General features: G+C 66.5%; 22 protein-coding genes and 1 tRNA gene. 13 read left to right on the top strand and 10 right to left on the bottom strand.

The features are described from left to right. Both QZW52_RS07135 and ugpQ read right to left on the bottom strand, forming a co-directional pair. The coding region (locus QZW52_RS07135) for a Calx-beta domain-containing protein (protein WP_293996759.1) at nt 1-1,030 on the bottom strand (1,030 nt) is incomplete at its 3' end. 139 nt (nt 1,031-1,169) lie between these two features. Beyond that, nucleotides 1,170-1,973, bottom strand: coding sequence for a glycerophosphodiester phosphodiesterase (gene ugpQ / locus QZW52_RS07140; RefSeq protein ID WP_293996761.1), 804 nt, complete (start codon nt 1,971-1,973; stop codon nt 1,170-1,172). Between the two features lie 177 nt (nt 1,974-2,150). On the opposite strand from ugpQ, the gene QZW52_RS07145 reads away from it, so the two are divergent. The 10 genes from QZW52_RS07145 (at nt 2,151) to QZW52_RS07190 (ending at nt 16,629) form a co-directional block, all read left to right on the top strand. After that, the gene (locus tag QZW52_RS07145; protein ID WP_293996763.1) at nt 2,151-6,086 is read left to right on the top strand and encodes a DUF3683 domain-containing protein; all 3,936 of its coding nucleotides are present in this window, start codon (nt 2,151-2,153) and stop codon (nt 6,084-6,086) included. A gap of 205 nt (nt 6,087-6,291) precedes the next feature. Further along, the gene (locus QZW52_RS07150) at nt 6,292-6,699 is read left to right on the top strand and encodes a gamma-butyrobetaine hydroxylase family protein (RefSeq protein WP_293996765.1); all 408 of its coding nucleotides are present in this window, start codon (nt 6,292-6,294) and stop codon (nt 6,697-6,699) included. A 17-nt stretch (nt 6,700-6,716) separates the two neighbouring features. Then, nucleotides 6,717-7,448 (top strand): bifunctional demethylmenaquinone methyltransferase/2-methoxy-6-polyprenyl-1,4-benzoquinol methylase UbiE, encoded by a 732-nt coding sequence (gene ubiE / locus QZW52_RS07155; protein ID WP_293996767.1) that lies wholly within the window; start codon nt 6,717-6,719, stop codon nt 7,446-7,448. 374 nt (nt 7,449-7,822) lie between these two features. Next, nucleotides 7,823-9,190: a TIGR03013 family XrtA/PEP-CTERM system glycosyltransferase gene (locus tag QZW52_RS07160; RefSeq protein ID WP_293996769.1), complete on the top strand. Its 1,368-nt coding sequence runs from the start codon at nt 7,823-7,825 to the stop codon at nt 9,188-9,190. A gap of 108 nt (nt 9,191-9,298) precedes the next feature. Further along, nucleotides 9,299-9,940 carry an XrtA/PEP-CTERM system exopolysaccharide export protein gene (locus QZW52_RS07165; protein ID WP_293996771.1) on the top strand — a complete coding sequence of 214 codons (642 nt, stop codon included), beginning with the start codon at nt 9,299-9,301 and terminating at the stop codon, nt 9,938-9,940. A gap of 97 nt (nt 9,941-10,037) precedes the next feature. After that, nucleotides 10,038-11,585 carry an XrtA system polysaccharide chain length determinant gene (locus tag QZW52_RS07170; protein WP_293996773.1) on the top strand — a complete coding sequence of 516 codons (1,548 nt, stop codon included), beginning with the start codon at nt 10,038-10,040 and terminating at the stop codon, nt 11,583-11,585. A 25-nt stretch (nt 11,586-11,610) separates the two neighbouring features. Beyond that, on the top strand, nt 11,611-12,597 hold the full coding sequence (locus tag QZW52_RS07175) for an XrtA-associated tyrosine autokinase (RefSeq protein WP_293996775.1): 987 nt from the start codon (nt 11,611-11,613) through the stop codon (nt 12,595-12,597). Continuing rightward, nucleotides 12,575-14,119 carry a TIGR03016 family PEP-CTERM system-associated outer membrane protein gene (locus QZW52_RS07180; RefSeq protein WP_293996777.1) on the top strand — a complete coding sequence of 515 codons (1,545 nt, stop codon included), beginning with the start codon at nt 12,575-12,577 and terminating at the stop codon, nt 14,117-14,119. The genes QZW52_RS07175 and QZW52_RS07180 overlap by 23 nt, the downstream gene beginning before the upstream one ends. A 10-nt stretch (nt 14,120-14,129) precedes the next feature. Beyond that, on the top strand, nt 14,130-15,140 hold the full coding sequence (locus tag QZW52_RS07185; protein WP_293996779.1) for an XrtA/PEP-CTERM system-associated ATPase: 1,011 nt from the start codon (nt 14,130-14,132) through the stop codon (nt 15,138-15,140). A gap of 61 nt (nt 15,141-15,201) precedes the next feature. Further along, on the top strand, nt 15,202-16,629 hold the full coding sequence (locus QZW52_RS07190; protein WP_293996816.1) for a UDP-N-acetylglucosamine 2-epimerase: 1,428 nt from the start codon (nt 15,202-15,204) through the stop codon (nt 16,627-16,629). Nucleotides 16,630-16,632: 3 nt separating this feature from the next. On the opposite strand, the gene ftsY is transcribed toward QZW52_RS07190, so the two are convergent. Then, on the bottom strand, nt 16,633-17,685 hold the full coding sequence (ftsY, locus tag QZW52_RS07195) for a signal recognition particle-docking protein FtsY (RefSeq protein ID WP_293996781.1): 1,053 nt from the start codon (nt 17,683-17,685) through the stop codon (nt 16,633-16,635). Between the two features lie 134 nt (nt 17,686-17,819). Here ftsY and rsmD point away from each other — a divergent pair, with 134 nt between their 5' ends. Genes rsmD through QZW52_RS07210 form a run of 3 tightly spaced genes read left to right on the top strand, consistent with a single transcriptional unit; the run spans nt 17,820 to nt 19,295 of the window. Beyond that, on the top strand, nt 17,820-18,467 hold the full coding sequence (gene rsmD / locus QZW52_RS07200; RefSeq protein WP_293996783.1) for a 16S rRNA (guanine(966)-N(2))-methyltransferase RsmD: 648 nt from the start codon (nt 17,820-17,822) through the stop codon (nt 18,465-18,467). 42 nt (nt 18,468-18,509) lie between these two features. Further along, nucleotides 18,510-19,010, top strand: coding sequence for a pantetheine-phosphate adenylyltransferase (gene coaD, locus QZW52_RS07205; RefSeq protein WP_434738288.1), 501 nt, complete (start codon nt 18,510-18,512; stop codon nt 19,008-19,010). A 12-nt stretch (nt 19,011-19,022) separates the two neighbouring features. Next, nucleotides 19,023-19,295, top strand: coding sequence for a YfhL family 4Fe-4S dicluster ferredoxin (locus tag QZW52_RS07210; RefSeq protein ID WP_293996785.1), 273 nt, complete (start codon nt 19,023-19,025; stop codon nt 19,293-19,295). On the opposite strand, the gene pth is transcribed toward QZW52_RS07210, so the two are convergent. The 7 genes from pth to QZW52_RS07245 all read right to left on the bottom strand — a co-directional run bounded on the left by pth (nt 19,292) and on the right by QZW52_RS07245 (nt 25,231). Then, nucleotides 19,292-19,936, bottom strand: a complete 645-nt coding sequence (pth, locus tag QZW52_RS07215) for an aminoacyl-tRNA hydrolase (RefSeq protein ID WP_293996787.1) — start codon at nt 19,934-19,936, stop codon at nt 19,292-19,294. The two genes, QZW52_RS07210 and pth, sit on opposite strands and share 4 nt — an antisense overlap. 72 nt (nt 19,937-20,008) lie before the next feature. Then, nucleotides 20,009-20,629 (bottom strand): 50S ribosomal protein L25/general stress protein Ctc, encoded by a 621-nt coding sequence (locus tag QZW52_RS07220; protein WP_293996789.1) that lies wholly within the window; start codon nt 20,627-20,629, stop codon nt 20,009-20,011. 56 nt (nt 20,630-20,685) lie between these two features. Continuing rightward, the gene (locus QZW52_RS07225; protein ID WP_293996791.1) at nt 20,686-21,648 is read right to left on the bottom strand and encodes a ribose-phosphate pyrophosphokinase; all 963 of its coding nucleotides are present in this window, start codon (nt 21,646-21,648) and stop codon (nt 20,686-20,688) included. Nucleotides 21,649-21,730: 82 nt separating this feature from the next. Continuing rightward, nucleotides 21,731-21,807, bottom strand: a tRNA-Gln gene (locus QZW52_RS07230). A gap of 50 nt (nt 21,808-21,857) precedes the next feature. Further along, nucleotides 21,858-22,742, bottom strand: coding sequence for a 4-(cytidine 5'-diphospho)-2-C-methyl-D-erythritol kinase (gene ispE, locus QZW52_RS07235; RefSeq protein WP_293996793.1), 885 nt, complete (start codon nt 22,740-22,742; stop codon nt 21,858-21,860). A 36-nt stretch (nt 22,743-22,778) separates the two neighbouring features. After that, nucleotides 22,779-23,333 carry an outer membrane lipoprotein LolB gene (locus QZW52_RS07240; protein ID WP_293996795.1) on the bottom strand — a complete coding sequence of 185 codons (555 nt, stop codon included), beginning with the start codon at nt 23,331-23,333 and terminating at the stop codon, nt 22,779-22,781. After that, the gene (locus tag QZW52_RS07245; protein WP_293996797.1) at nt 23,330-25,231 is read right to left on the bottom strand and encodes a tetratricopeptide repeat protein; all 1,902 of its coding nucleotides are present in this window, start codon (nt 25,229-25,231) and stop codon (nt 23,330-23,332) included. Before QZW52_RS07245 ends, QZW52_RS07240 begins: the two co-directional genes overlap by 4 nt. Between the last annotated feature and the right edge of the window lie 58 nt (nt 25,232-25,289).

Here is a 25,289-nt window from a genome sequence, read left to right on the forward strand (position 1 = left end):
ATCCGTCGGTGGCTGTGCCGGAATAGGTGAGCTTGACGACGACATCGGTGACGGCGGGCTGGCTGAGGGAGACGGTGTAGCCGGAGGCGACTTCGCCTTCGACGACGGAGCCGGGGCCGGTGATGGAGACGAGGCAGGTGTCCTCGGGGCCTCTGGGGCCAGTGTCGTCGGTGATGGTGGTGGTGACGCTGGCGTGGGCGGGATCGATGTTGACGATGGCCACGTCGTTGCCGGACAGGCTGGCGATGGTGACAGTGAAGGGCTCGGCCCCTTCGGCCAGCGCGTCATCGAGGGTGGGGATGTCGAAATGGACCGAAGTCTGGCCTGCCGGTACCGTGACCGAGAGGGTTGGAGTGAAGTCCTGGCCTGCGGTGGCTGTGCCAGCGTAGGCCAGCGTCACGGTCACATCGACCGCAGAGGGGTTGGACAGGGTGACGACGTAGTTGGTGGCTGTCTGGCCTTCGACCACATGCGCGGGGCCGTCCAGGCGCACGACGATGTCGGCTGCTTCGAAAATGGGCGCGTCGGGTGCGAGGGTGCCGCCGTTGTTGTAGAAGCTGGCCCCTTGCTGGAATTGCTCGTAGGCGTATTGGTATTCCTGGGGGGACACGACTTCGATGACGCGGTCCACGATGACACCGGCCTGCAGCGACCCCTCGCCACCCTCGGCACCAGCGCCCGTGACGAAGTCGAGTTCTCCGTTGTCCAGGCGTGCGACGACCTTGTCGAGTGCCGGGTCGCCTGTGGTGACAAAGGGCTTGCCTTCGACGGTCAACTGCACGATGCCGCGCTGTTCCGTGAGCAGCACGTCGCCCTTGTGGATCACGTCGCCGATCTTCAGTGGCGTGGTGCTGCCGTCGTCCATGCGCTTGACGGCTCCACCCCACAGCCCCGTCACCACGCCTGCGGGCATCCGGGCAGGGACGTACTGCACGTTCAGTGCCGACAGTTCGTGGCGGTGGGTCGCATCAGCGTGGCTGGAAGCGGCGCGGGTGGCGGCTGAAGCAGGGACGGACTTGGAGGCGGGCATGGGAGGCCTTTCGACGGAGCACGGAATCGATGAGCGGGCGTCGCCCGTGCCGGTTCGGCATGGGGGGCGCGGTTGTCGTCGATATCGGCGCGCGGTCGGTCGGCCTTGAGCACCGGCCTGCGGGATGGATCGCCCGCGGTCAGGCGCTGGGGATGAACATGTCGACTGCGTCCGTGATGAGTCCGTCCAGTCCGAGGTCGATCAGCAGATCGGCCCGCTCGGCATCGTTGACCGTGTAGGCCAGTACCCGCAGGCCGTCGTGGTGCAGCGACCGCACCAGTTCCGCCGTGAGGAGCGACTCGTCGAGCACCACCGCCACGCAGTCCAGCCGCTCGGCGATGTCGAAGCAGTCCGGCGCCAGCGTGTCCAGCAGCAAGGCCAAGGGCAGCTCCGGCACGGCCTCGCGGGCGGCGGCCAGCGTGCGCGGCTCGAACGAGCTGAGCAGCGGCCAGACCCCCACACCATCGCGCACCGCTTCGCCCCAGCGTTGCCGCACGGCGTGCGCCACGACGTGCCCCGTGCGCTCCTCGTCACCGGGGACGGGCTTGAGTTCGAGGTTGAGCACCAGCCCGTTGCGCAGGCAGAACACGGCGATGGCGTCCAGACTGGGCGGTGGCTCGCCGGCATGGCGGCGGCTGTGCCAGCCACCGGCATCCAGCCGTGCCAGATCGGCCCAGGCCAACGCCCCCGCGCTGCCGGCGGCGTCGGTGGTGCGCTCCAGCGTGTCGTCGTGCAACAAGTAGGGCACGCCGTCCGCGCTCAGCTTCACGTCGCACTCGAAGGCCCGCCAGCCCAGCGCCGCGCCGGCCCGGAAAGCGGCCAGCGTGTTCTCGGGGGCGTGCTGGCCGGCACCGCGGTGGGCAATCCAGAACGGATAGGGCCAGGGGGTGGTGGCGTCGGCGAGGGGGCCGGTGTCGTTCAGGAGGGGACGGGTCGGACTCATCGTGGCACTCCAGCGCGGTCGAAGTCTGCAGTCTGCCGCATCTCGTGCGGTTTGGTACAAACAACACTTGTCAACGCAACAAAGCTGTTCAAAGCACTTGCGTGCCGGCTGAAATGGCCGCTGCGGTAGGATTGCCGGTCCTGCGCGCCCCCCGCGTGCTGCTGCTTTTGCGGCCACATGAACGCACCGCTCCCCCTGAATCCTCTCCTGCAGATACCCGGTACTCCCCAGGATCCGGCCCACGCCGAAGCTCGCCTGCGCGAGATTCCGTACAACTACACCTCGTTCTCGGACCGCGAGATCGTGATCCGGCTGCTGGGCGCACGCGCCTGGGAACTGCTCGACCGCCTGCGCGGCGAGCGCCGCACCGGCCGCTCCGCCCGGATGCTCTACGAGGTGCTGGGCGACATCTGGGTCGTGCAGCGCAACCCCTACCTCGAAGACGACCTGATCGACAACCCGAAGCGGCGCCAGTTGCTGATCGACGCGCTGCACCACCGCCTCGGCGAGGTCGAGAAGCGCCGCGATCCGGGCAACGATGCCGGCCGCGATGAACTCGTGGGCGAGCTGCTGAAGGCCGCCCGCAGTGCGGTCGGGCGTTTCGGCGAGCGTTTTCGGCTGGTCTATGACCTGCGCCAGCGCACGAAGAAGGTGCTGGGCCGCCACACCCGCAAGGACAACCTGAAGTTCGACGGCTTGAGCCGCGTCTCGCATGTGACGGACGCGACCGACTGGCGCGTCGAGTACCCGTTCGTCGTGCTGACCCCGGACACCGAGGCCGAGATGGCCGCGCTGGTGGCGGGTTGCGTCGAGCTGGGCTTGACGATCATCCCGCGTGGCGGTGGCACTGGCTACACCGGTGGCGCCGTGCCGCTGACGTGGAAGAGCGCGGTCATCAACACCGAGAAGCTGGAGCAGATGACCGAGGTCGAGATGGTCGATCTGCCGGGCGTGGCGCACAAGGTGGCGACCGTCTGGACCGGCGCAGGGGTGGTGACACAGCGTGTGTCGGATGCGGCTGAACGCGGTGGCTTCGTCTTCGCGGTCGATCCGACATCGGCTGAAGCCAGTTGCATCGGCGGCAACATCGCCATGAACGCGGGTGGCAAGAAGGCCGTGCTGTGGGGCACCGCGCTGGACAACCTGGCCTCGTGGAAGATGGTGACGCCCGAGGCCAAGTGGCTCGAAGTGATCCGCCTGAACCACAACCTGGGCAAGATCCACGACATCGAGACCGCCAGCTTCGAGCTGAACTACTACGACGCCACGGGCACGAAGCTGGAGCGCACCGAGCGGCTCGACATCCCCGGCCGCACCTTCCGCAAGGAGGGCCTCGGCAAGGACGTGACCGACAAGTTCCTCGCCGGCCTGCCCGGCATCCAGAAGGAAGGCTGCGACGGCCTGATCACCTCGGCGCGCTGGGTCGTCCACCGCATGCCGGCGCATGTCCGCACGGTCTGCCTGGAGTTCTTCGGCAATCCGATCCAGTGCGTGCCCTCGATCGTCGAGATCAAGAACTTCATGTTCGACGAGATGAAGAAGCCGGGCGGGGCGATCCTGGCCGGACTGGAGCATCTGGACGACCGCTACCTCAAGGCCGTGGGTTACGCGACCAAGAGCAAGCGCGGCGGCTTCCCGAAGATGGTGCTGGTGGGCGACATCGTGGGCGATGACGCCGACGCCGTGGCCCGTGCGACCAGCGAGGTGATCCGCCTGGCCAACGCCCGCTCGGGCGAAGGCTTCGTGGCCATCAGCGCCGATGCGCGCAAGAAGTTCTGGCTCGACCGCAAGCGCACGGCAGCGATTTCCAAGCACACCAACGCCTTCAAGGTGAACGAGGACGTGGTGATCCCGCTGGAGCGCATGGGCGAGTACACGCTGGGCATCGAGCGCATCAACATCGAGCTGAGCCTGCGCAACAAGCTTGCCCTGATGGACCGCCTCGAAGCGTTCTTCGTGGCGGGCAGCCTGCCGCTGGGCAAGACCGACGACGCCAATGAGATTCCGAGTGCCGAGCTGCTGGGCGACCGCGTGCAGCAGGCGCTGGCCCGCATCCGCGAAGTCCGCGGCCAGTGGCAGCAGTGGAAGGACGGCCTCGACGCGGTCCAGCCGGGTGTGGACGACGCCCCCGGCCGCAGCTTCTTCGACCAGATCCAGGATGGCAGCCTGCGCGCTTCGTGGAAGGCGCAGATCCTCAAGCCCTTCCAGCAGCAGATCTTCGCGGGCAGCGCCTTCCTCCCCGTGATCGATGAGTGCAAGCGCATCCACCAGGAAGTGCTGCGCGGGCGGGTGTGGGTCGCGCTGCACATGCACGCGGGTGACGGCAACGTCCACACCAACATCCCCGTCAACAGCGACAACTACGAGATGCTGCAGACGGCGCACGACGCCGTGGCGCGGATCATGGTGCTGGCGCGTTCGCTGGATGGCGTGATCTCGGGCGAACACGGCATCGGCATCACCAAGCTCGAATTCCTCACCGACGACGAGCTGAAGAACTTCGCGACCTACAAGGCCAAGGTCGATCCGGAAGGGCGCTTCAACAAGGGCAAGCTGCTGCGCCAGAAGGACCGCCTCACGGACCTCGGCGCCGACACCCGGTTGGGCGATCTGAGCGATGCGTACACGCCGAGCTTCGGGCTGATGACGCACGAGTCGCTGATCATGCAGCAGAGCGACATCGGCGACATCGCCGCGTCGATCAAGGACTGCCTGCGCTGCGGCAAGTGCAAGCCGGTGTGCGCGACGCATGTGCCGCGGGCGAACCTGCTCTACTCGCCGCGCAACAAGATCCTGGCGACTTCGCTGCTGATCGAGGCGTTCCTCTATGAAGAGCAGACGCGCCGCGGCATCAGCCTGAAGCACTGGGAGGAGTTCGAGGACGTGGCCGACCACTGCACGCTCTGCCACAAGTGCCTGTCGCCCTGCCCGGTGAAGATCGACTTCGGCGACGTGTCGATGAACATGCGCAACCTGCTGCGCAAGATGGGCCAGAAGAGCTTCCGCCCGGGCAACGCCGCGGCGATGCTGATGCTCAACGCGACCAACCCCGAGACGATCAAGCTCGCCCGCGGGGCGCTGGTCGGCGTGGGCATGAAGGCGCAGCGGTTCGCCCACGACCTGCTGAAGTCGGTGGCGAAGAAGCAGACTGCCGCGCCCCCGTCCTCGGTCGGCACCGCGCCGATCAAGGAACAGGTGATCCACTTCATCAACAAGAAGCTGCCGGGCGGCCTGCCCAAGAAGACAGCGCGGGCGCTGCTGGACATCGAGGACAAGGACTACGTCCCGATCATCCGCAACCCGAAGGCGACGACGGCCGAGACCGAGGCGGTGTTCTATTTCCCCGGCTGCGGCTCGGAGCGGCTGTTCTCGCAGGTCGGGCTGGCGACGCAGGCGATGCTCTGGCATGCGGGCGTGCAGACGGTGCTGCCGCCGGGTTATCTCTGCTGCGGCTACCCCCAGCGCGGCTCGGGCCAGTTCGACAAGGCCGAGAAGATCATCACCGACAACCGGGTGCTGTTCCACCGAGTCGCCAACACGCTGAACTACCTCGACATCAAGACGGTGGTGGTCTCGTGCGGCACCTGCTACGACCAGCTCCAGGGCTACGAGTTCGACAAGATCTTCCCCGGCTGCCGGATCATCGACATCCACGAGTACCTGCTGGAAAAGGGCATCACGCTACAGGGGCAGGGCGGTTTCCTTTACCACGACCCCTGCCACACGCCGATGAAGCTGCAAGACCCGATGAAGACGGTCAAGGCGTTGCTGGGCGACAACGTGATTGAAAGCAAGCGTTGCTGTGGCGAGTCCGGGACGCTGGGCGTGTCGCGGCCGGACATCTCGACCCAGATCCGCTTTCGCAAGGAGGAGGAGATCCTCAAGGGCGAGGCGGAGTTGCGCACGGCCGGGCACCAGGGCGACCTGAAGATTCTCACGTCGTGCCCGAGTTGCCTGCAGGGGCTGTCACGCTACGGCGAAGACCTCAAGAGTGGCCTGCTCGAAGCGGACTACATCGTCGTCGAGATGGCCCGGCAGATCCTCGGCGAGAACTGGATGCCCGACTACGTGCAGCGCGCCAACGCGGGCGGCATCGAGCGGGTGCTGGTCTGACCGACCTGACCGACCGGACAGTCCTGACCGTTTTGCCATTGTCACCATGTGTCGATCGGTGTATCTCTTCATCAAAAAGAACGAGATCCATCGGTCTAGAACGTCATAATTTCACACAAGTTAACGGATCATTCACAGTGCTGCAGCGCCGCAATGCGCCCAAGCAGTCGATGAAGAGGGTCCGTTTCAGTCAAGGATTCCACCGATGTCGCGCCAATCCTCCCCTCAGCCGACCGCGCTGACCCTGCACCAGCAATCCCGTGTGCTGGAAATCGGTTTCAGTGATGGCGCCGTGTTCCGGCTGCCTTACGAATTGCTGCGCGTGTACTCGCCTTCGGCCGAGGTGCGCGGCCATGGCCCTGGCCAGGAGGTGCTGCAGACCGGCAAGCGCCTGGTCGAGATCACCGACATCGAGCCGGTGGGGCACTACGCCGTCCAGCCGTCGTTCAACGATGGCCACAACACGGGGCTGTACACCTGGGAAATGCTCTACGACCTGGGGGTGAACCAGGACGCTTGCTGGCAGGACTATCTCGCGCGGGTCAGCGCGGCGGGTGTCGAACGCGATGCGCCGATGCCGCAGGCGGCCGGCAGCGCCTGCGCCAGCCACTGACCGCGGGCGAGCCTGACATGAGCGATACCCATTTCGGCTTCAAGACCGTCGAAGAGGGCCAGAAGGCCCGGATGGTCCGCGGCGTGTTTGATTCGGTCGCCTCGCGCTACGACGTGATGAACGACCTCATGTCGATGGGGCTGCACCGCGTCTGGAAGGCGTACACGCTGGCGGTCTCGGGCGTTCGCGAAGGCCACCAGGTGCTCGACATCGCCGGGGGCACGGGGGATCTCAGCCGCGCCTTTGCCCGCAAGGTCGGGCCGACGGGCGGGGTGGTGCATACCGACATCAACGAGGCCATGCTCCATACCGGGCGCGACCGGCTGGTCGATGAGGGGCTGGTGCTGCCGACGGTGATCTGCGACGCGGAGAAGCTGCCCTTCGCTTCGGCGCGGTTCGACGTGGTCAGCGTCGCCTTCGGTCTGCGCAACATGACGCACAAGGACGTGGCGCTGGCGGAGATGTGCCGCGTGCTCAAGCCCGGCGGCAAGCTGCTGGTGCTGGAGTTCTCGAAGGTCGCGGCCCCGCTGTCCAGGGTCTACGACTGGTACTCCTTCAGCGTCTTGCCACGCTTGGGTCAACTCGTGACCGGAGATGCCGATAGCTACCGGTATCTGGCTGAATCGATACGGATGCACCCGCCCCAGGCCGAACTCAAGGCGATGATGAAAGTCGCTGGTTTCGGTCACGTGGATGTGCATAACTTGTCAGCCGGTGTCGTGGCTTTGCACGTCGGATTGAAGTGCTAGAAGTGTCAGATGTGATAGGCGCACGATCGTTTTGCGCGTGTTTATTGCGATCGTGATTTCGGTATTCATATATTTTCTGATTCGGGCGGGCGCTGGCAGAATCGGGCGCTCTTGCTGGTGAGTGTTTGATTAAAGAGTTGGTGTCAGCCTTCATTTGACCGTTATTACGTCACACAATCATGGTGGAATGGCCCCCGATCAAGGGATCGACGACTGTCAAAGTCGTGATCGCTTGGGTGTTGGGGTGAGAATTCGTGCAGCCGATCCAAGTGGTTCGTGATGTGAGATGCGGGTGAAGCGGTGTCTCGCCTGTTTGCCTAAGGGGCCAGAGGATGTTCAGAGTTTTTCAGCACCGTACGTCGGGAACGCACTTCGTGGAGCTGTTCGCGGATGGGGTGCTTTGTTTCATTGCAGCACTGCTGTCGGCCGCTACTTTGGCCCACCCCGCGCCGGGTGTCAGTGCCTTGTGGCAGGTGATCAGCCCCGCGATTCTGTTCTCTGCGCTCTCGTTTGCCTTGGTCATGGCGTTGCTGTACTCGTTCGTCGGGCTCTATCGACACCGCAATCTGGGTCTGCTGCCGATGTTCCTGCGCATCGGCTTTGCATTCGTGGTAGGTGGTTATATTACTTACCTGACCATCAAATATATTCGATACGAAGGGTATGCCAGCAGTTTGGTTGGCTACTCTCTGGTATATCTGATGGGTGGCCTCGCTATTTATAGAGGCTCCGCATGGGGTATTCGCCAGTTGGTCGGAACACGACGTGTCCTGATTGTCGGTACCGGTCCGGATGCCCACCAGGTCTGCACCGACCTGCGCGCAGGGGGGCATTGGGCCGGGTATGACGTGGTGGGTTTCTTTCCGACGGCCGAGCAAACGGATCGCGTTGCCCTGCGGGGAGCTGCCCATATATTCGATACCCGACTGCGCATGGTCGATCTGGTGCGGGAACACAAGATCAGCGAAATCATCGTGGCCGTGCGCGAGCAGCGCGGCGGCGGTGTTCCGATGGACCAGTTGCTGGAATGCCGCATTGGTGGCGTGCCCATCATGGACCTGGCCTATTTCTATGAGCGCACCAAGGCGGAGGTGCCGGTCGATAGCCTGAAAGCCAGTTGGCTGGTCTACGGCGACGGCTTCGTGCAGGGCCGGGCGCGCGAGTTCACCAAGCGCGTCTTCGACATCGTGAGTTCGTCGCTGCTGCTGCTGGTGGGCGCGCCGGTCATGGCGCTGACGGCACTGGCAATCCGCCTCGACAGCGTCGGCCCGATCCTCTACCGCCAGGAGCGTGTCGGCCTCGGTGGGCAAGGCTTCATGTGCATCAAGTTCCGCAGCATGCGCACCGATGCCGAGAAGGATGGCGTGGCCCGCTGGGCGTCCAAGAACGACTCGCGCATCACGCGTGTCGGTGCGTTCATCCGCAAGACCCGGATCGACGAGCTGCCCCAACTGTTCAGCGTGCTCAAGGGCGAGATGAGCATGGTGGGGCCGCGTCCGGAGCGCCCGTCCTTTGTGGCGCAACTGCGCGAGCAGATTCCGTTCTATGACCTGCGCCATACCGTCAAACCGGGGCTGACAGGGTGGGCCCAGGTGCGCTATGCGTATGGCGCGTCGCTGGAAGACGCCCGCAAGAAACACCAGTTCGACCTTTACTACGTCAAGAACAACTCCTTGTTGCTCGATTTGCAGGTACTGATCGAAACCGTCAGCGTCGTGCTCTTCCGCGAAGGCGCGCACTGACCGGTGCGGCATAAAAATTAACTTTGTAAGAAACTGCCGTTGTCCCGCGGTACCATCCGGGACTGTTGCAGCGCGGTGCGCGCTTGCAGACCAATGAGAGGAATTCGCATGAGGATCGAAATGAGCCGTTTCTCGCGGGCAGCGGCCCTGGCCTTGGCGTGTGTCACCGGTGCGGTGGCGCTGTCGGGGTGTAGCTTGATGCGCAGCAATGCCTATCCGCCTGCACCGCGGACGGCGCAGACGCTGGACCATCGCTACAAGATCGGTCCTCTCGATACCTTGAGCGTCGTGGTCTGGCGCAACGCGGAACTGTCGTCCACCGTGACCGTGCGTCCGGACGGGCGCATCTCCACGCCGCTGGTCGAGGACGTGCTGGCCGCGGGCAAGAACCCGGCCGACCTGTCGCGCGAGATCGAGACGCTGCTGGGCCGCGTGATCCGCGATCCGGTGGTGACGGTGGTGGTGGGTACCTTCCAGGGTGTCTTCAACGACCAGATCCGCATCGTCGGAGAGGCCACCAAGCCGCAGAGCGTGGCCTTCCGCCAGAACATGACGATGCTGGACGTGATGATCCAGGCCGGTGGCCTGACGGACTTCGCGGATGGCAACGGCGCGGTGCTGGTGCGCGGTGCCGAAGCAGGCAAGCAGTACAGCGTCCGGCTGAAGGATCTCCTCAAGCGCGGTGACATCTCGGCCAACGTCGATGTCAAGCCGGGGGACATCATCATCGTCCCGCAAAGCTGGTTCTGATCCAATCCCTGCTCCGATACGCAGACACCGCTGACCGGTCGCTCGGAGCTGGTCAGCGTTGAACCCTGAACCCAAGAATTACAGGTAGACGGCTGGTATGAATGAATTCACCCGACAGGCGGCGATATTGGCTGGCAGCGTCTGGCAGCATCGCTGGATGGCCGTGGCGGTAGCCTGGCTCGTGGCCCTCGCAGGCGCGCTGGTCGTGTGGGTCATTCCCGAACGGCACGAAGCCCGCGCCAAGGTCTATGTCGATACGCAGACCGTGTTGCGCCCCATGATGGTCGGGCTGGCGTTCCAGCCGGACATCGACCAGCAGGTGCGGATGCTCGGGCGCACGCTCATCTCCCGCCCCAACGTCGAGCGTCTGGTCAACAACCCGGTCATCGGGCTGGAGAAGCTGGAGCCTGGCCAGTTGGATGCCCAGATCGAAACCTTGATGAAGTCCATCAAGATCGAACTGACGGGCGGCAACAATCTCTACGCCATCAGCTACCGCGACCAGGATCCCATCCGTGCGCGCAAGCTGGTCGAGGTGCTGGTGGGCATGTTCATGGAGTCCGGGCTGGACACCAAGCGCAAGGACTCGGCCGAAGCCAGCCGCTTCATCGACGAGCAGATCAAGCAGTACGAGGCCAAGCTGACCGAGGCCGAGAACCGCCTCAAGGACTTCAAGCTCAAGAACATGAGCGTGGCCGCGACGACGAACCAGGACTATTTCGCCCGCATCCAGGCACTGACCGATGACGTGAACCGTCTGCGGGTGCAGTTGGGCGCGGCCGAGCAGTCCCGTGACACCACGCGGCGCGAACTCGGCAACGAGGAACCCAACCTGCCGGTGGCCGCCGCGTCCGCCGTCTCGCTCACGCCGGACCTGGACAGCCGCGTCGAGACCCAGAAGCGCCAGCTCGACGAGATGCTGCGCCGCTACACGGAAGAGCATCCCGATGTCCTGACGACGCGCCGCATCATTGCCCAACTGGAAGACCAGCGCCGGCGTGAGCTGGACGCACTCAAGAGCACCAACAGCGCGACACGCCGTTCTGCGGCTGCCACCAACCCGGTGTTCCAGCGCCTGCGCCTGAATCTGGCCGATGCCGAAGCGAACGTGGCCTCGCTGCGCTCGCAGCTTGGCACCCAGCAGGCCCGCCTCGAAGAGATCCGCTCCCAGGCCACCAAGGTGCCGCAGGCCGAGGCCGAGCTGGTCCAGCTCAACCGCGACTACGAAATCATGCGCCGCAACTACGACCAGCTCGTGCAGCGCCGCGAGGCCGCTTCGCTGGGCGTGAAGATCGACCAGACCTCGTCGATGGCCGATTTCCGCCTGATCGAGCCGCCGCGGGTGTTGCCTTCGCCGGTCTTTCCGAGCCGCATCCAGCTTGCCTTGGGCGTGATGCTGCTGTCGGTGGTGGCAGGCATTGCAGTGGCCTATACCCAGACACTGTTGAACCCGGTGTTTTCGAGCGAGCGTGAACTGCGTGAGTTCACCAAGCGTCCGGTGCTGGGCAGTCTGTTGAAGGTGGAAGATCCGCGGGACCGCGATCTGGACCGCCAGGACCGGCTCAAGCTCGCGGGTGTGATGGGGTTGTTCGTCCTCGCGAATGTGGGCTGGGTGGCCTGGATCTCCTTGCGTTCGGCCAGTTAAGGCAGATTTGGAATAGGTGCCCCTGATGAACACCATCGAGCAAGCCGCCAAGCGGCTAGCAGAACTCAAACGTGCCGGATTCGATGTCCCGGTTCCGGATGTCCCCAGCGTGGCTGCAACGCCGGTGCCGGCTGTGGCCGTGGCGGCAGCAGCGACCGTGCCCGCCACCCCCGTCGAAGCCGCCGTCATCAGCCACGCAGTGCCGAGCGGCGCAGCCCGTGCGGGTACCTCCGTGGTGCCTGCAGCGCGCACGGCGGTGGTCGATGCGCTGGGTGCCTCCGGACGCCGTTCCCGCGAAGTGGCGCTGGACCTGCCCCGCCTGGAGCGCGAGGGCTATCTGGTGCCCGCCCAGGCCCGCTCCCAGCTCGCCGAGCAGATGCGGATCATCAAGCGCCCGCTGCTCGCCAATGCCCGCGGCGAGTCGGCCCAGGCGCTCAGCCGGCCCAACCTGATCCAGGTGGTCAGCGCGATGCCGGGGGAAGGCAAGACCTTCTTCGCCATCAACCTCGCGATGAGCATCGCGATGGAGGTGGACCTGTCGGTGCTGCTTGTGGATGCGGATGTGCTGCGGCCGTCTGTCCTGGCACGCTGCGGGATCGAGCCGGCGCGGGGCCTGATGGACGTGCTGCAGTCGCCCAGCATCGAGCTGCACGACGTGATGCTGCGCACCAACGTGGCCAAGCTGAGCATCCTGCCGGCCGGCACCGCCAACGCGCAGTCCACCGAGCTGCTGGCCAGCGGGGCGATGGAGTCGCTGCTGGACGAGCTGGCCGCCAAGTTCTCGGATCGCATCGTCGTGTTCGATGCCCCGCCGCTGATCCCCACCACGGAGTCTCGCGTCCTCGCCTCGCGGGTCGGGCAGGTGGTCATGGTGGTCGAAGCGGGCAAGACCACCCACGCGCAGGTGTCGCAGGCGTATGCCGCGGTCGAGCAGTGTCCGGTCGTGCTGTCCGTGCTGAACCGGGCACGCGGCAAATCAGGCGAGGCTTATGGCTATTACTACGCCACGTGAGTGGACCCGCACGGGCGTGTCGGCAGCGGTCGTGCTGCTGGCCGGCCTGTCCTGGCAGGTCGTCGCGCAGGCCCAGAACTTGCGGATTGTCCCGGCGGTCAAGGCCACCGCCACCCTGTCGAACAATGTCGGCATGCAGGCCACCGGCAACACCACCACGGACACCGTGGTGACGGTCACGCCGCAGGCCCAGTTGCTCGCCAACGGACCCGATTACCGGCTGACCGGCACCGTGGCGGCTGACATGGTGCAGTATCTCGGCCGCTCCCGCGCTGACCGCATCCTGCCGCGGGGACAGATCGTGCTGAACAGCCGCCTCGTGGAACGGCTGCTCTTCGTCGATGCCGAACTGGGGGCGGACACCACGTCCTCCACACCGTTCGACCTGCTGAGCGATGGCGCCACGTTCTACAACGTCGGCACCACCACCCGCGAGCGGTTCAGCCCCTACATCGACCGCGAACTGTCGCCTTCTTCGCGCATCACCGCCCGTACCGACCAGGTCTGGACCCAGGGCCGTGGCCCGGCCACCCTGGCCAACAACGCGGGTGCCCATGTGCAGACGCACAGCGCACGCTACGACCTGCGGCCCGAGCCGGCGGGGCTGCGTGGCGAGTTCAACTACCAGAACACCAGCTACAACGACAGCACGGCGGGCGGACTCACGCTGCAGACCGCCCGCCTGTCCGCACTCTACGCACCCGATCCCACCTTGACGCTCGGCCTGACCGGTGGCCGCGATGCCGCCAGTTACACCACCAACAACGTCAGCGAGACGCTGCGCGGCGTCTCGATGCGCTGGGCACCTACGGAGCGCACCTCGCTTGATGCCCTGCTCGAGAGACGTTTCTTCGGCAATGGCTGGACGGTGAACTTCGCGCACCGCTCGCCGTTCATGGCCGTCTCGGCTGGCCTGGTGCGCCAGGCCACGACGTATGCGGCCCGCCTTGGCGTGCTGCAGGCCGGCGGCGATGTGGCGACCCTGGTGGACTCCATTCTCCAGACCCGCATCCAGGATCCGGTGCTGCGCCAGGTGGCGGTGCAGGACTTGATCGCCAAGCGCGGTCTGCCCAACACGCTGACCGGGCCGGTCGATCTGTTTTCCCGCACGGTCCAGTTGCAGCAGGGCGCCAACGTGACGATGGCCCTGATCGGGGTGCGGCACACGGTGACGCTGCGGGTGTTCCAGGCACGCACCGAAGACCTGCGCGGCCCGACCGAGGACAGCGTCATCGGACTCGCCAGCGACGCCACGCAGCGTGGCGCCACGCTCGGCCTGTCCCGCCGCCTGACGCCGGAAACCACGGCCGACCTGACCTTCACGCACACCAAGACCGATGGTCTGGGCCCGAACCTGGCGCTGCATTCGAGCAATTCGATTGTTCGCCTCGGGGCCACGCACAGCCTGTCGCCCCGGACCACGCTGAGCGGCGCCGTGCGCCACCAGACGGGTTCGTCCACGCTCATCGGTGTCAACGCGACGGAGTCTGCGGTCTCGGTCGGCATGTTGCACCGGTTCTGACGGTCACACGATGTACGAATCAGCTTTCGGTTTCAGCGGTCCCCCGTTCCAGCTCAATCCTGATCCGGCCTTCTACTTCAATAGCCGTGGCCACGGCAGGGCACTGGCCTACCTCCAGTACGGTGTCGCGCAGGGCGAGGGCTTCATCGTCATCACCGGCGAGATCGGTGCGGGCAAGACCACGCTGGTGCGGATGCTGCTGGACGGGCTGGACCGGCAGAAGGTGTTGCCGGCCCAGATCGTCAGCACGCAACTGGAATCGGGCGAGCTGCTGCAGTCGATCATCACGGCCTTCGGCATTCCGTCGCAGAACAACACCTCCAAGGCGCACCTGATCGCCACGCTCGAAGCCTTCCTGACGGCCCTCGCCGCGCAGGGGCGGCATGCGTTGCTGGTGGTCGATGAGGCGCAGAACTTGTCGCCGCGCGCGGTCGAAGAGCTGCGCATGTTGTCGAACTTCCAGCTCGGCAACCACTCGCTGCTGCAGAGTTTTCTGGTCGGCCAGCCGGAGTTGCGCCGACTGCTCGAATCGCCGTCGATGGAGCAGTTGCGCCAGCGCGTGACCGCGTCCTGCCACCTCGGGCCGCTGGGTCTGGAGGAGACGCAAGCCTACGTCGAACACCGGCTGCGCCGCGTCGGCTGGACCCTGCATCCCGCATTCGGTCCCGGTGCGTTCGAGAGCCTGTACCAGTGGTCGGGTGGCGTGCCACGCCGGCTCAACCGCCTGGCCAACCGTGTGTTGCTGGCGGCGTTCCTGGATGGGGCGGATGCCGTGTCGGCCGATCTGATCGAGCGCACGGCGGGCGAGCTGCGGGCCGAGATCGGCGAAGGTGCGTCAGAGGCCCCTGTGACCGATGTTGCACCAGCACCAGCACCAGCACCAGCACCAGCACCAGCACCAGCACCAGCACCAGCACCAGCACCAGGCACCAGCACCAGCACCAGCACCAGCACCAGCACCAGCACCAGCACCAGCACCAGCACCAGCACCAGTTCCGGTTCCGGTTCCTGCGCCTGTTGAAGCGCCTGTGCTGACGTTCATCGAGCCCCCGCCGTCCCCACCCCCGCTTCCTGTAGTGCTGATGGAGGCGGAGCCGCTGGAAGAAGAGGCATGGCCCCCGGTCGAGGCCGAGATGCCTGTCGGGGTGGACATCGAACTCGATGCCCAGTCGCAGGCCGCCCTCATGGCGCCACGTCTGCGCTCGGTGTCGGACGCTGCGGTGAAGGCCGCCCGTGTCCACGCTGCCGGCCGGTTGTCGCGCCGGGACAGCCGCGACAAGGTGTTCTGTCTGGCCGACAGCACCAGCGCCGCCCTCAAGTTCGCGGCACTCGCGCAGGCGATGGCCGAGCAGGGCCGCTCGCCGCGCATGATGCTGGTCAGTCTCGGGCCGCTGCCGCGGGTGTGGCCGTGGTCCGGCATGGGGCGTGTGCTGCCGGCCATGGAAATCGGTCTCGACCTGGAGTGGTCCGACGACGACCTCGATGCCTCGGTCGCCAGGATGGCCGAAGGCTTCGGGCACTTCGCCGAGGAATACCAGCCCTTGGCCGTGCTCAGCCTGGGCGCCAGCGATGCGGTGGTGGCTTGCTGTCTGGCCGCCCGGCAGCGCGGGCTGCCGCTCATCCGCCTGGAAGCGGGCGAGCGGGCGGCCCACGCCCAGCAAGGCTGGAACGCGACGCTGATCGAGCAGATGTCCGACCTGCTGTGTGTCGCCAGCGCGCCCTCGCCACTGCGGGCCTTGGCGCGCCAGGGCCTGTTGCCGGAGCGCATTGCCTGCGTGCCGGAGGCGTTGAAGACCGATGCGGTGGCTGCTGTCTGGCCCGAGGTGATGACGCCGGATCGCGCTTTCCTGCGCAACGGTTTGCCGATGTACCTGGGGCCGACGTGGTCGGTCAACGGCGTCAATGGCACCCCGTATGTGCTGGCGGCCTGTTCGTTGATCGGATTGCCTGCGCAACGGGCGCTGGCGGTGGTGCAGGCGCTGGCGCAGGTGCGCTCGGACGGCAAGGTGGTCTGGGTGGTCGATGCGCCGACCCAGGCGGTGCTGGTCGAGCTGCTCGCGGCGGATGCCGTGCTGGCCGAGCGGGTCTGTGTCGTGCAGGGTGACAGCCTGCGCCGGCCCGAGGTGCGGGCACACATGGATGCGGCCAGCGTGCTCTGCCGCGAGGTGGCCTCGTTGCCGGAGCAGATCAGCCTGCTGCACGGTGCCAACGGTGCGGTGCTCGATGCCGGGCACGCGCTGGCGGATGTGGCTGCGTTGCTCGGTGTGCCCTTCGTGCGCGTGGACGGTGCGCACGGGCAGGTGGTGCATTGCAATGCCCACGGCGCCGTGCTCGACCAGCGGGATCTGAATGGCGATGCGTTGAACACCGTGCTGGCCGAAGCGCGCGCGGCGGTGGTCGATGTGCCGGTGCTGGCCCAGCCAGCGGCGGGGTCGGGTGCGGCGTCGGGCATCGCGGCGCATCTGCTGGCGTGGCTCGATGCCCGCGAGCAAGCCGCGATGGCTGGCTGAACCTCAGCTCAGCAGGGCCTGCGCGAACTCGCGGGCGCTGAAGGTCTGCAGGTCTTCCAGCTTTTCACCCACCCCGATGAAGTAGACCGGCACCACCGGTTTGCCCTTGGCGACGCGCTCGCGCCCCCACAGCGCGATCGCGGCGAGCACGCCGCCCTTGGCCGTGCCATCGAGCTTGGTGACGACCAGCCCCGTGAGCTGGATCGCCTCGTCGAACGCCTTCACCTGGGTGAGCGCGTTCTGGCCCGTGTTGCCATCGACGACCAGGATCACCTCGTGCGGTGCGCCTTCCATGGACCGTCCGAGCGCGCGGCGGATCTTGCGCAGCTCTTCCATCAGGTGCAACTGCGTGGCCAGGCGCCCGGCGGTGTCGGCGATCACGACATCGCAACCCCGCGCCTTGCCCGCGGTCACGGCGTCGAAGCACACGGCCGCCGGATCGCCTCCTTCCTGGCTGACGATCTCGACGCGGTTGCGGTCGGCCCAGACCGACAACTGCTCACGCGCCGCCGCCCGGAACGTGTCGGCCGCCGCCAGCAGCACCTTGCAGTTCTGCTCGGCCAGATGGCGGGTCAGCTTGCCGATGCTGGTGGTCTTGCCAGCGCCGTTGACCCCCGCGACCATCATCACCGTCGGCTGGGTGGCCCCGATCTGCAGCGGCGCCTCCAGCGGCAGCAGCAACTCGGTCAATACCTCCATCAGCAGTGCCTTGACGGCGGCAGGCTCGGTGCAGCGGGTGTCCTTGACCCGGCGCTTCAGCTCATCGAGCAGGTGTTGTGTGGCGCCGACACCCGCGTCGGCCATCAGCAACGCCGCTTCCAGCTCCTCGTAGAGCGCATCGTCGATCCTGGTGCCGGTGAAGACCTGGGCGATGCTGGAGCCGGTGCGGGCCAGACCGGACTTGAGCTTGTTCAGCCACGAGCTGCGTGCAGGAGCGGCGTCGGTGCGGGGCGCAGGGGCAGGTGCTTGCGTGGTGACTACCACCGGAGCCACCACAACCGGTGCTTCAGGTGGCGTGGGTGCAGAAAATAGCTTGCGACGAAGGAAACTGAACATGCGTGTCAATGGTGACTAAAACGACCTGAAACGACCGGCTGGTCGGCCTTGGATTGTAGGCAGCGGGCCTGACGCTACCCGGCCAGCCGGTACTGTGCTGTCTGCATCGCACCACTGAATGGCAGAATCCGCCCGTGCCTACCTCCCCGACCCGACGCGCCCCGCTGCGCAAACCCTCCGCCGACGCCGTTGCGGCTGCCACACCAGGCGAAATACGCCTCATCGGCGGACGCTGGAAGCGCAGCAAGCTCCCCGTGGCCGACCACCCCGGCCTGCGCCCGACCCCCGACCGCGTGCGCGAGACGCTGTTCAACTGGCTGGGGCAGGATCTGGCCGGCTGGCGGGTGCTGGATGCCTTTGCCGGCACCGGCGCGCTGGGCTTCGAGGCGGCCTCGCGGGGCGCCACCGAGGTGCTGCTGCTGGAGCATGACCAGCAGCTCGCGCTCCACCTGCAGACGGCCGCTCGCCGGCTGGGCGCCACGGCGGTGCGCGTGGTGCGGGCCGAGGCGCTGGGCTGGATGGCGCGCCGCGAGGTGAGTGATCTCGATCTGGTGCTGCTGGATCCGCCGTTCGGTGCGGACGTGTTCGACGCAGCGGTGCGTGCCGCACTGCCGCTGCTCACGCCGGAAGGCTGGCTCTACCTGGAGTCCGACCGTGCGTTCGACGCGCAAGCCTGCGCTGCTTGGGGCTGCCGCCTCCACCGCCAGGGCCGCGCCGGCATGGTGCATTTCCATCTGTTGCAGCGCAGCATTCCTGGTACCACGGACTACACTGGTGCATGACCCCGCGGGGCCTGCCCCCACGCTTTCGATCAGGAGCTTGTCTTGAACCCCGTGACCCAGGATCTCACCGCGATCTATCCCGGCACCTTCGACCCGATGACCCTCGGCCACCAGGACTTGATGCGCCGCGGCAGCCGCCTGTTCAGCCGCTTGATCCTGGCAGTCGCGGCCGGCCACCACAAGCGCACCATGTTCAGCGTCGAGGAGCGGCTGGAGATTGCCCAGGAACTCGCCGCCCCGTACCCGAACGTCGAGGTGATCGCCTTCCGCGGCCTGCTGCGCAACTTCGTCATGGAGCACGACGGCAAGGTGGTGGTGCGCGGCCTGCGGGCCGTGAGCGACTTCGAGTACGAGTTCCAGATGGCCGGCATGAACCGCCAGCTCATGCCCGAGGTCGAGACCCTGTTCCTCACGCCCAGCGACCAGTACCAGTTCATCAGCGGCACCTTCGTGCGCGAGATCGCGGTGCTGGGCGGCGACGTGTCGAAGTTCGTGGCGCCGACCGTGCTCAAGCGGCTGCAACAGCGCGTCGCACAAAGCTGAGGAGCGGCACACATGGCCCTGCTCATCACCAGCGAGTGCATCAACTGCGATGTCTGCGAGCCCGAATGCCCCAACCAGGCCATCTCGATGGGCGAGGAGTTCTATGTCATCGACCCCGACCGCTGCACCGAGTGCGTCGGCCACTTTGGCGAGCCGCAGTGCGTGCAGGTCTGCCCGGTCGAATGCATCCCGTTGAACCCGGACCACGTCGAATCGCCCGAGCAGTTGCTGGCCAAGTACGAGCGGCTGCAGAAGGCCGCGCTGCCGCGGCTGGCGATCGGCTAGACCGGCTCGGGTCCGCTTTCCGGGGTCGGTTCTGACGGTGGTTTCGGTGGACGCGGTGGCTTCGGGCGCTGCGGCCCGGCGTGCAGTTGCATCATCGCCTTCGTCATGTCGCCGGCCAGCAGCGTGTCGAGCGCCGCCATCGACCGGTCGATGCACCCCTCGATCGCTTCACGTTCCGCGGCGGGCGGTTTCCGAAGCACGAAATCCGCCACCTCGGCACGCGCCCCCGGATGCCCGATCCCCAGCCGCAGCCGCCAGAACGCGGGTGAGCCGAGCTGGGCCTGGATGTCCTTCAGCCCGTTGTGGCCGGCGGCACTCCCGCCCTGCTTGAGCTTCATCTGGCCCGGCAGCAGATCGAGTTCGTCGTGGACCACCAGGATCTCTTCCGGCGCGATCTTGAAGAACCGTGCCAGCGGGGCCACCGACTTGCCCGACAGGTTCATGTAGGTCATCGGCGTGATGAGCCAGAGGGGACCGTCCGGGCGGTTCACGCGCGCCACCAGACCGTGGTAGGCACGGTCGGCTTGCAGGTGGGTGCCCAGCTTGCGGGCCACGGTGTCGATCCACCAGAAACCGGCGTTGTGCCGGGTGGATTCGTATTCAGTGCCCGGATTGCCCAGGCCGACCAGCAGACGGATCATGTTCGATTCCCAGAACGAAAAAACCCCGCCGGGGCGGGGTTTTGCGGAGCAAAGAAGTCTAAGCCTGCAGGCTTACTTCTTGGCCTTCTTGCCCTTGACCGGTGCGGCAACAACCGCTGCCACGATGACTTCCTCGACGATCGCCACCGGGGTGGCGATGACCGGGTTCTTGAAGCCATGGGTCAGCACCACGACACCGTTCGGCAGCGTCAGGTCATTGACGTGCAGCGACTTGCCCAGGGACATGCCGCCCAGGTCCACCGTCAGGAATTCCGGCACTTGCTCGGCCAGGCACTCGATGTGCAGTTCCGACACCACGCGGGTGATGGTGCATTTTTCGAGCGTGACGGCCGGCGAGTTGGCTTCGTTCACGAACTGCAGGGCCACCTTCTTGCGCAGGCGGGTGGTGGCGTCCACGCGCTGGAAGTCGGCGTGCAGCACCAGCGGCTTGAACGGGTGCATCTGCAGGGCGCGCAGCACGACCTTGGAGGTCTCGCCGGCGAGTTCCATCTCCAGCACGGACGAATGGAAGGCTTCCTTCTTCAGTGCGTGGAACATGGCGTTGTGATCGAGTTCGATCTGGACGGGCGAGGCCGTGCCACCGTAGACGATGGCGGGAACCTTGCCGGCGATGCGCAGGCGGCGGCTCGCTCCGGTCCCCTGCAGCTCGCGCGTGAATGCGACGAATTTCATGTGATTTCTCCAACAAGAGGAAGGTGCCCGCGACCAGGCACCCGGGGTGATGCAGCTCAGAAGTTGTTGTTCTGTTCCGCGAAAAGGGAGGTCACCGACTCGCCATCGGAGATCCGACGGATGGTTTCGGCGAACAGGAAGGCGACCGACAACTGGCGGATCTTCTTGCAGTCCTTGGCGGGGCCGCTCAGCGGGATCGTGTTGGTGATCACCACTTCGTCGAGCTGGGAGTTGCTGATGCGCTCCACGGCCGGGCCGGACAGGATGGGGTGCGTGCAGTACGCGAACACGCTCTTGGCGCCGCGCTCCTTGAGCACCTCGGCCGCCTTCACCAGCGTGCCGGCGGTGTCGATCATGTCGTCCATGATCACGCAGTTGCGCTTGTCGATCTCGCCGATGACGTGCATCACTTCGGACACGTTGGCCTTCGGGCGGCGCTTGTCGATGATGGCGAGGTCGCAGTCGAGCTGCTTGGCCAGCGCCCGCGCCCGCACCACACCGCCCACGTCCGGCGACACCACGACGAGGTCGCTGTACCGCTTGCTCTTGAGGTCGGTCAGCAGCACCGGCGAGGCGTAGATGTTGTCCACCGGGATGTCGAAGAAGCCCTGGATCTGGTCGGCGTGCAGGTCCATGGTCAGCACGCGGTTGACACCGGCGGCTTCGAGCATGTTGGCCACGACCTTGGCGCTGATCGGCACGCGCATCGAACGCGGACGGCGGTCCTGGCGGGCGTAGCCGTAGTAGGGGATGACAGCGGTGATGCGGCGGGCCGACGCACGCTTGAGCGCATCGACCATCAGCAGCAATTCCATCAGGTGCTCGTTGGTCGGCGCACAGGTCGGCTGCACCACGAACACATCACGCGCACGCACGTTCTGCTGGATTTCGACCGTCACTTCGCCGTCGGAGAAGTGGCCCACGGATGCCTGACCCAGTTCGATGCCCAGATCGGTGGCGATCTCGCGGGCGAGGGTGGGATTGGCGTTGCCGGTGAAAATGACTGTGTTGGAGAGCATGCTCGGTGCCCGCTGGGGACTTTGACGCGCCATCAAGAAACAAGCGCCTCACCGGAGGCCGGCGGGCGCTTGATGGATGGTTTGGCAGGGGAGGAAGGACTCGAACCCTCGCATGTCGGAATCAAAATCCGATGCCTTGACCAACTTGGCGACTCCCCTACACAGGACACTTCACAGCTTGCACCGAGAAGCACCCGAAATCTGTGTCTTCAGTCTGCACACCACGCCAGCAGCGGGTGTCGTGCGAGACCTTTGCAGTGTCTTGCCACCCAACCTGAATCCGGTGTCGCCAAACTCCGAATCCTTGCTTCAAGTGGCGCTGAACTGCGTTCTTGCTGAATGTCTTCACAGGCTGCAAATACTGCACTTCCCGATCCGCTCATTCTGCCAAGCCCGAAATTCTGCTTGAGAATCTCAAGTCCGTCAACAATCTGTGTGCTGTACGCCTCGGCGCCAGCTTGCAAATCGTTTTTTCCGAAGGACTTTGCCTGTGCAAGAAAGACCGCCATTGTGGTGCGAGGAGTATCCCGTGTCAACAGAGGACTCGAAAATATTGCCGCAGTCGGCACAGCCACCGGCGGTTTGAGCACCACATAGCTGGCTGGCGGCAAGTCGATCGGGGTGAGTTGCTCGCCGATGCCTTCGACCCAGGCGTTGTGGCCGCCGATGAAGAACGGCACGTCCGCCCCCAGTTGCAAGCCGAGTTCGAGCAGGCGCGTGCGCGGCCAGTGCAGGCCCCACAGCCGGTTCAGCGCGATCAGCGTGGTGGCCGCGTCGGAACTGCCACCCCCCAGCCCGGCACCCCATGGCACCTGCTTGTCGATGGCGATGTGGGCGCCGTGCGGGGTGCCGCTGGCGGCTTGCAGCAAGCGGGCGGCGCGGGTGCAGAGATCGTCTGCGGGCAGGGCAGGGCCGAGGTCTTCCCGGCTGATCCTGCCATCGGCGCGGCGTTCGATGTGCAGCGTGTCGCACCAGTCGATCAGCGTGAAGACCGATTGCAGCAGGTGGTAGCCGTCCGGGCGGCGGCCGACGACGTGCAGGAACAGGTTGAGCTTGGCCGGGGCGGGCAGGTCGTACAGGGCGGACAGGGACATGAAGAGCAGACGAGAAGACGGGAAGACGGCGGTGGTTCAGGGGGTGTCGAGCTTGATGCGTACCGTCAGCGTCGGCGCCGGCAGACGCCGCTGCGCCACGATCACGCCGTCGGCGACACGGCCGGTCTGCACGGTCCAGCCGAGCTGACGGAAACCGGCTTCCGCGCCGACGCCATCCGCGGCGGTCAGCGGCCGGCTGGGCAGCGCCAACCACGGTCGGCCCGCCATCCAGTCGAACAGCGCCGCCAGCGGCACCGCTTCGCCCAGCATCTCCTCGGCGAGCGCATCGAGGTTGTCGAAGCGGCGGTCGCCGTCCGCGCTCTGCCACAACACCGCGCCGGGTTGCCAGACCGCGCGGCCGACTTGCGTGCCGATCGGGCTGGTGAGCGCGAGCTGGCCGCGGGTGTCGGTGCCCTGGAGATCGAAGCCGGCGGTGAAGGAGCGCGCATCGTCGCCCTCGACCTTCACGGCCAGCCGGCCCGCGTAGCTGCGTGCCAGCGGATCGGGTGCGACGGTGGGCGGAACGACCGTGGCGCAGCCCGCCAGCACGGCCAGCGTCAGCGCCGACAGCCACGGCGTGCGCCGCCTCACAGCCCCACCTTCAGCCGCTTGAGCGTCTCCGCCAGCACCTCGTTGCCCGTGTCCCGGCCTTGCGCTTCACGCCAGACCTTGCGCGCCTCGTCCTGCCGGCCCATCGACCACAGCACTTCACCGAGGTGCGCGCCGATCTCCACGTCCGGCCGCTGCCGGTAGGCGTCACCCAGCAGGCGGACGGCGTCGGGCAGCCGGCCCAGGCGGAACTCGATCCAGCCCAGGCTGTCGGTGATGAAGGGGTCGCCCGGCGTGAACGACAGCGCCTTCTCGATCAGCGTGCGCGCTTCGGGCAGGCGCACATTGCGATCCGCCAGGCTGTAGCCGAGGGCGTTGTAGGCGTGCTGCTGGTCCGGCTTGAGCTGGATGACACGCTGCAGCAGCGTCTCCATCTCGTCGAAGCGCAGCAGCTTTTCGGCCAGCAGCGCCTGCTCGTACAGCAGATCGGTATCGTCAGGAACCTGCGCGTTGGCCTGCGTGAGCAGCGTGTGGGCGGCCGTCCATTCCTTGGCGTCGCGCAGGAGCTGGGCTTCGGCCATGAAGCGGGTGCGCTTGTCTTCCGGGGTGGCGGTCGGCATCTGCTGGAGGAGGGCGCGGGCTTGCGGCAACTGCCCCTGGCGCATCAGCAGCGACGCCCGCCGCTGCAGCACGCTGGCGCTGTCCGCCTGCCCGGACAGGCTGGCCAGCTTCTCCAGCCAACCCAGTGCGCCGGGGTAGTCCTTGAGCTGTTCGGCCACCTGCGACAGCATCAGGTACGCCTGCCCGCGCTCCTGGTTTTCGCTGCGCTGCAGGGCGGCGCGGACCTCGTCGTCCGGCTTGTCCGCCATCTCGTCGTCTTCTCCCTGGCCGGCGATGGGCGGGGTCAGCACGGGCGTTGGCGCCGCTTCCTTGAGCGCGAGGAAGCGCAGCAGCGACGCCTTGGCCCCGGCGGGCTGGCCAAGTTCGATTTGCAGCGCCCCTTGCATCAACCACCCGGTGGCCAGTTCCGGCTCGCCCGTGGTGAGCTTGCCGACCTCGGCCAGCGCCTCGCCATAGCGTTGCGCGGCCGTGAGCCGGCGTACATAGGCGGCGCGCACACCCGCTGCGGGCGTCGGCGTGGCGAGGTAGTCGGTGACGAAGACCTCTGCCTGCGGCGTGTCCTTCATCAGCTCCAGGGCGAGCAGCGCGGTGGGCTGGTGGCTGCGGTCAGCGTCGTGGGCTTCGCGCAGCAGGGCCAGCGGACGCTCGCGGTTGCCCGCTGTCAACCATGCACCGGCCGCGGCGGTCAGCGCGGCGAGCCGGGTCGCGGGCTTGGCGCGCCAGGGCTTGAGCGCATCGTCGATCGCCTGCGCGGCGGCTTCGGGCTTCTCGCCGCTGAGCACCAGCCGGGGCAGGCTGGCGATGGCGCCGGCGCGCTCCTCTGGCGGCGTGAGGTCGATGAAGCTGGTGAGCGGCTCGCGGGCTTCCTGGTGGCGGCCGAGTGCCATCAGCATCTGGGTCTCGATCTCGGCGGCTTCGCGCGATTTCGGTGTGGTCTGGCGCCATGTCTTCAGCGCCACGAGGGCCTGCTCGCCCGCGCGGGCGCCGATGGCGATGTCCACGGCGCGCCGGAACAGGGCGTCCTCCCGGCTGCGCTTGGCGGCTTCGAGCATCACCTGGAAGGCGAGTCCGGCATCGCCCTGGCGCAGCTCCAGCTCGCTGACGAGCAGTTGGTAGAACAGCACGCCGTCCATCGCCGAGCGGCTGACCAGGGGCGAGGTGGCGGCGGGCGGGGCGGCGGGGGTGGCCGTGGTCTGTGCGGCGCTCAGCGTGGGGGCCAGTCCGAAGGCGAACAGCCACGCGAGCCACCGCCGGGTGGGGCGGTGGGCAGACCGGCGTCGAACCGCTCGGGAAGGGCGTGCGGCAAGGGGCAGTGGCATCGAGGTGGACTCCGTGGTGCAGACCATTCTAGGCGGGCCGTGGGTGGGTGATTCGCTG

Origin of the sequence: Sphaerotilus sp. (assembly GCF_013299175.1) — a bacterium.
Taxonomy (GTDB): domain Bacteria; phylum Pseudomonadota; class Gammaproteobacteria; order Burkholderiales; family Burkholderiaceae_C; genus Sphaerotilus.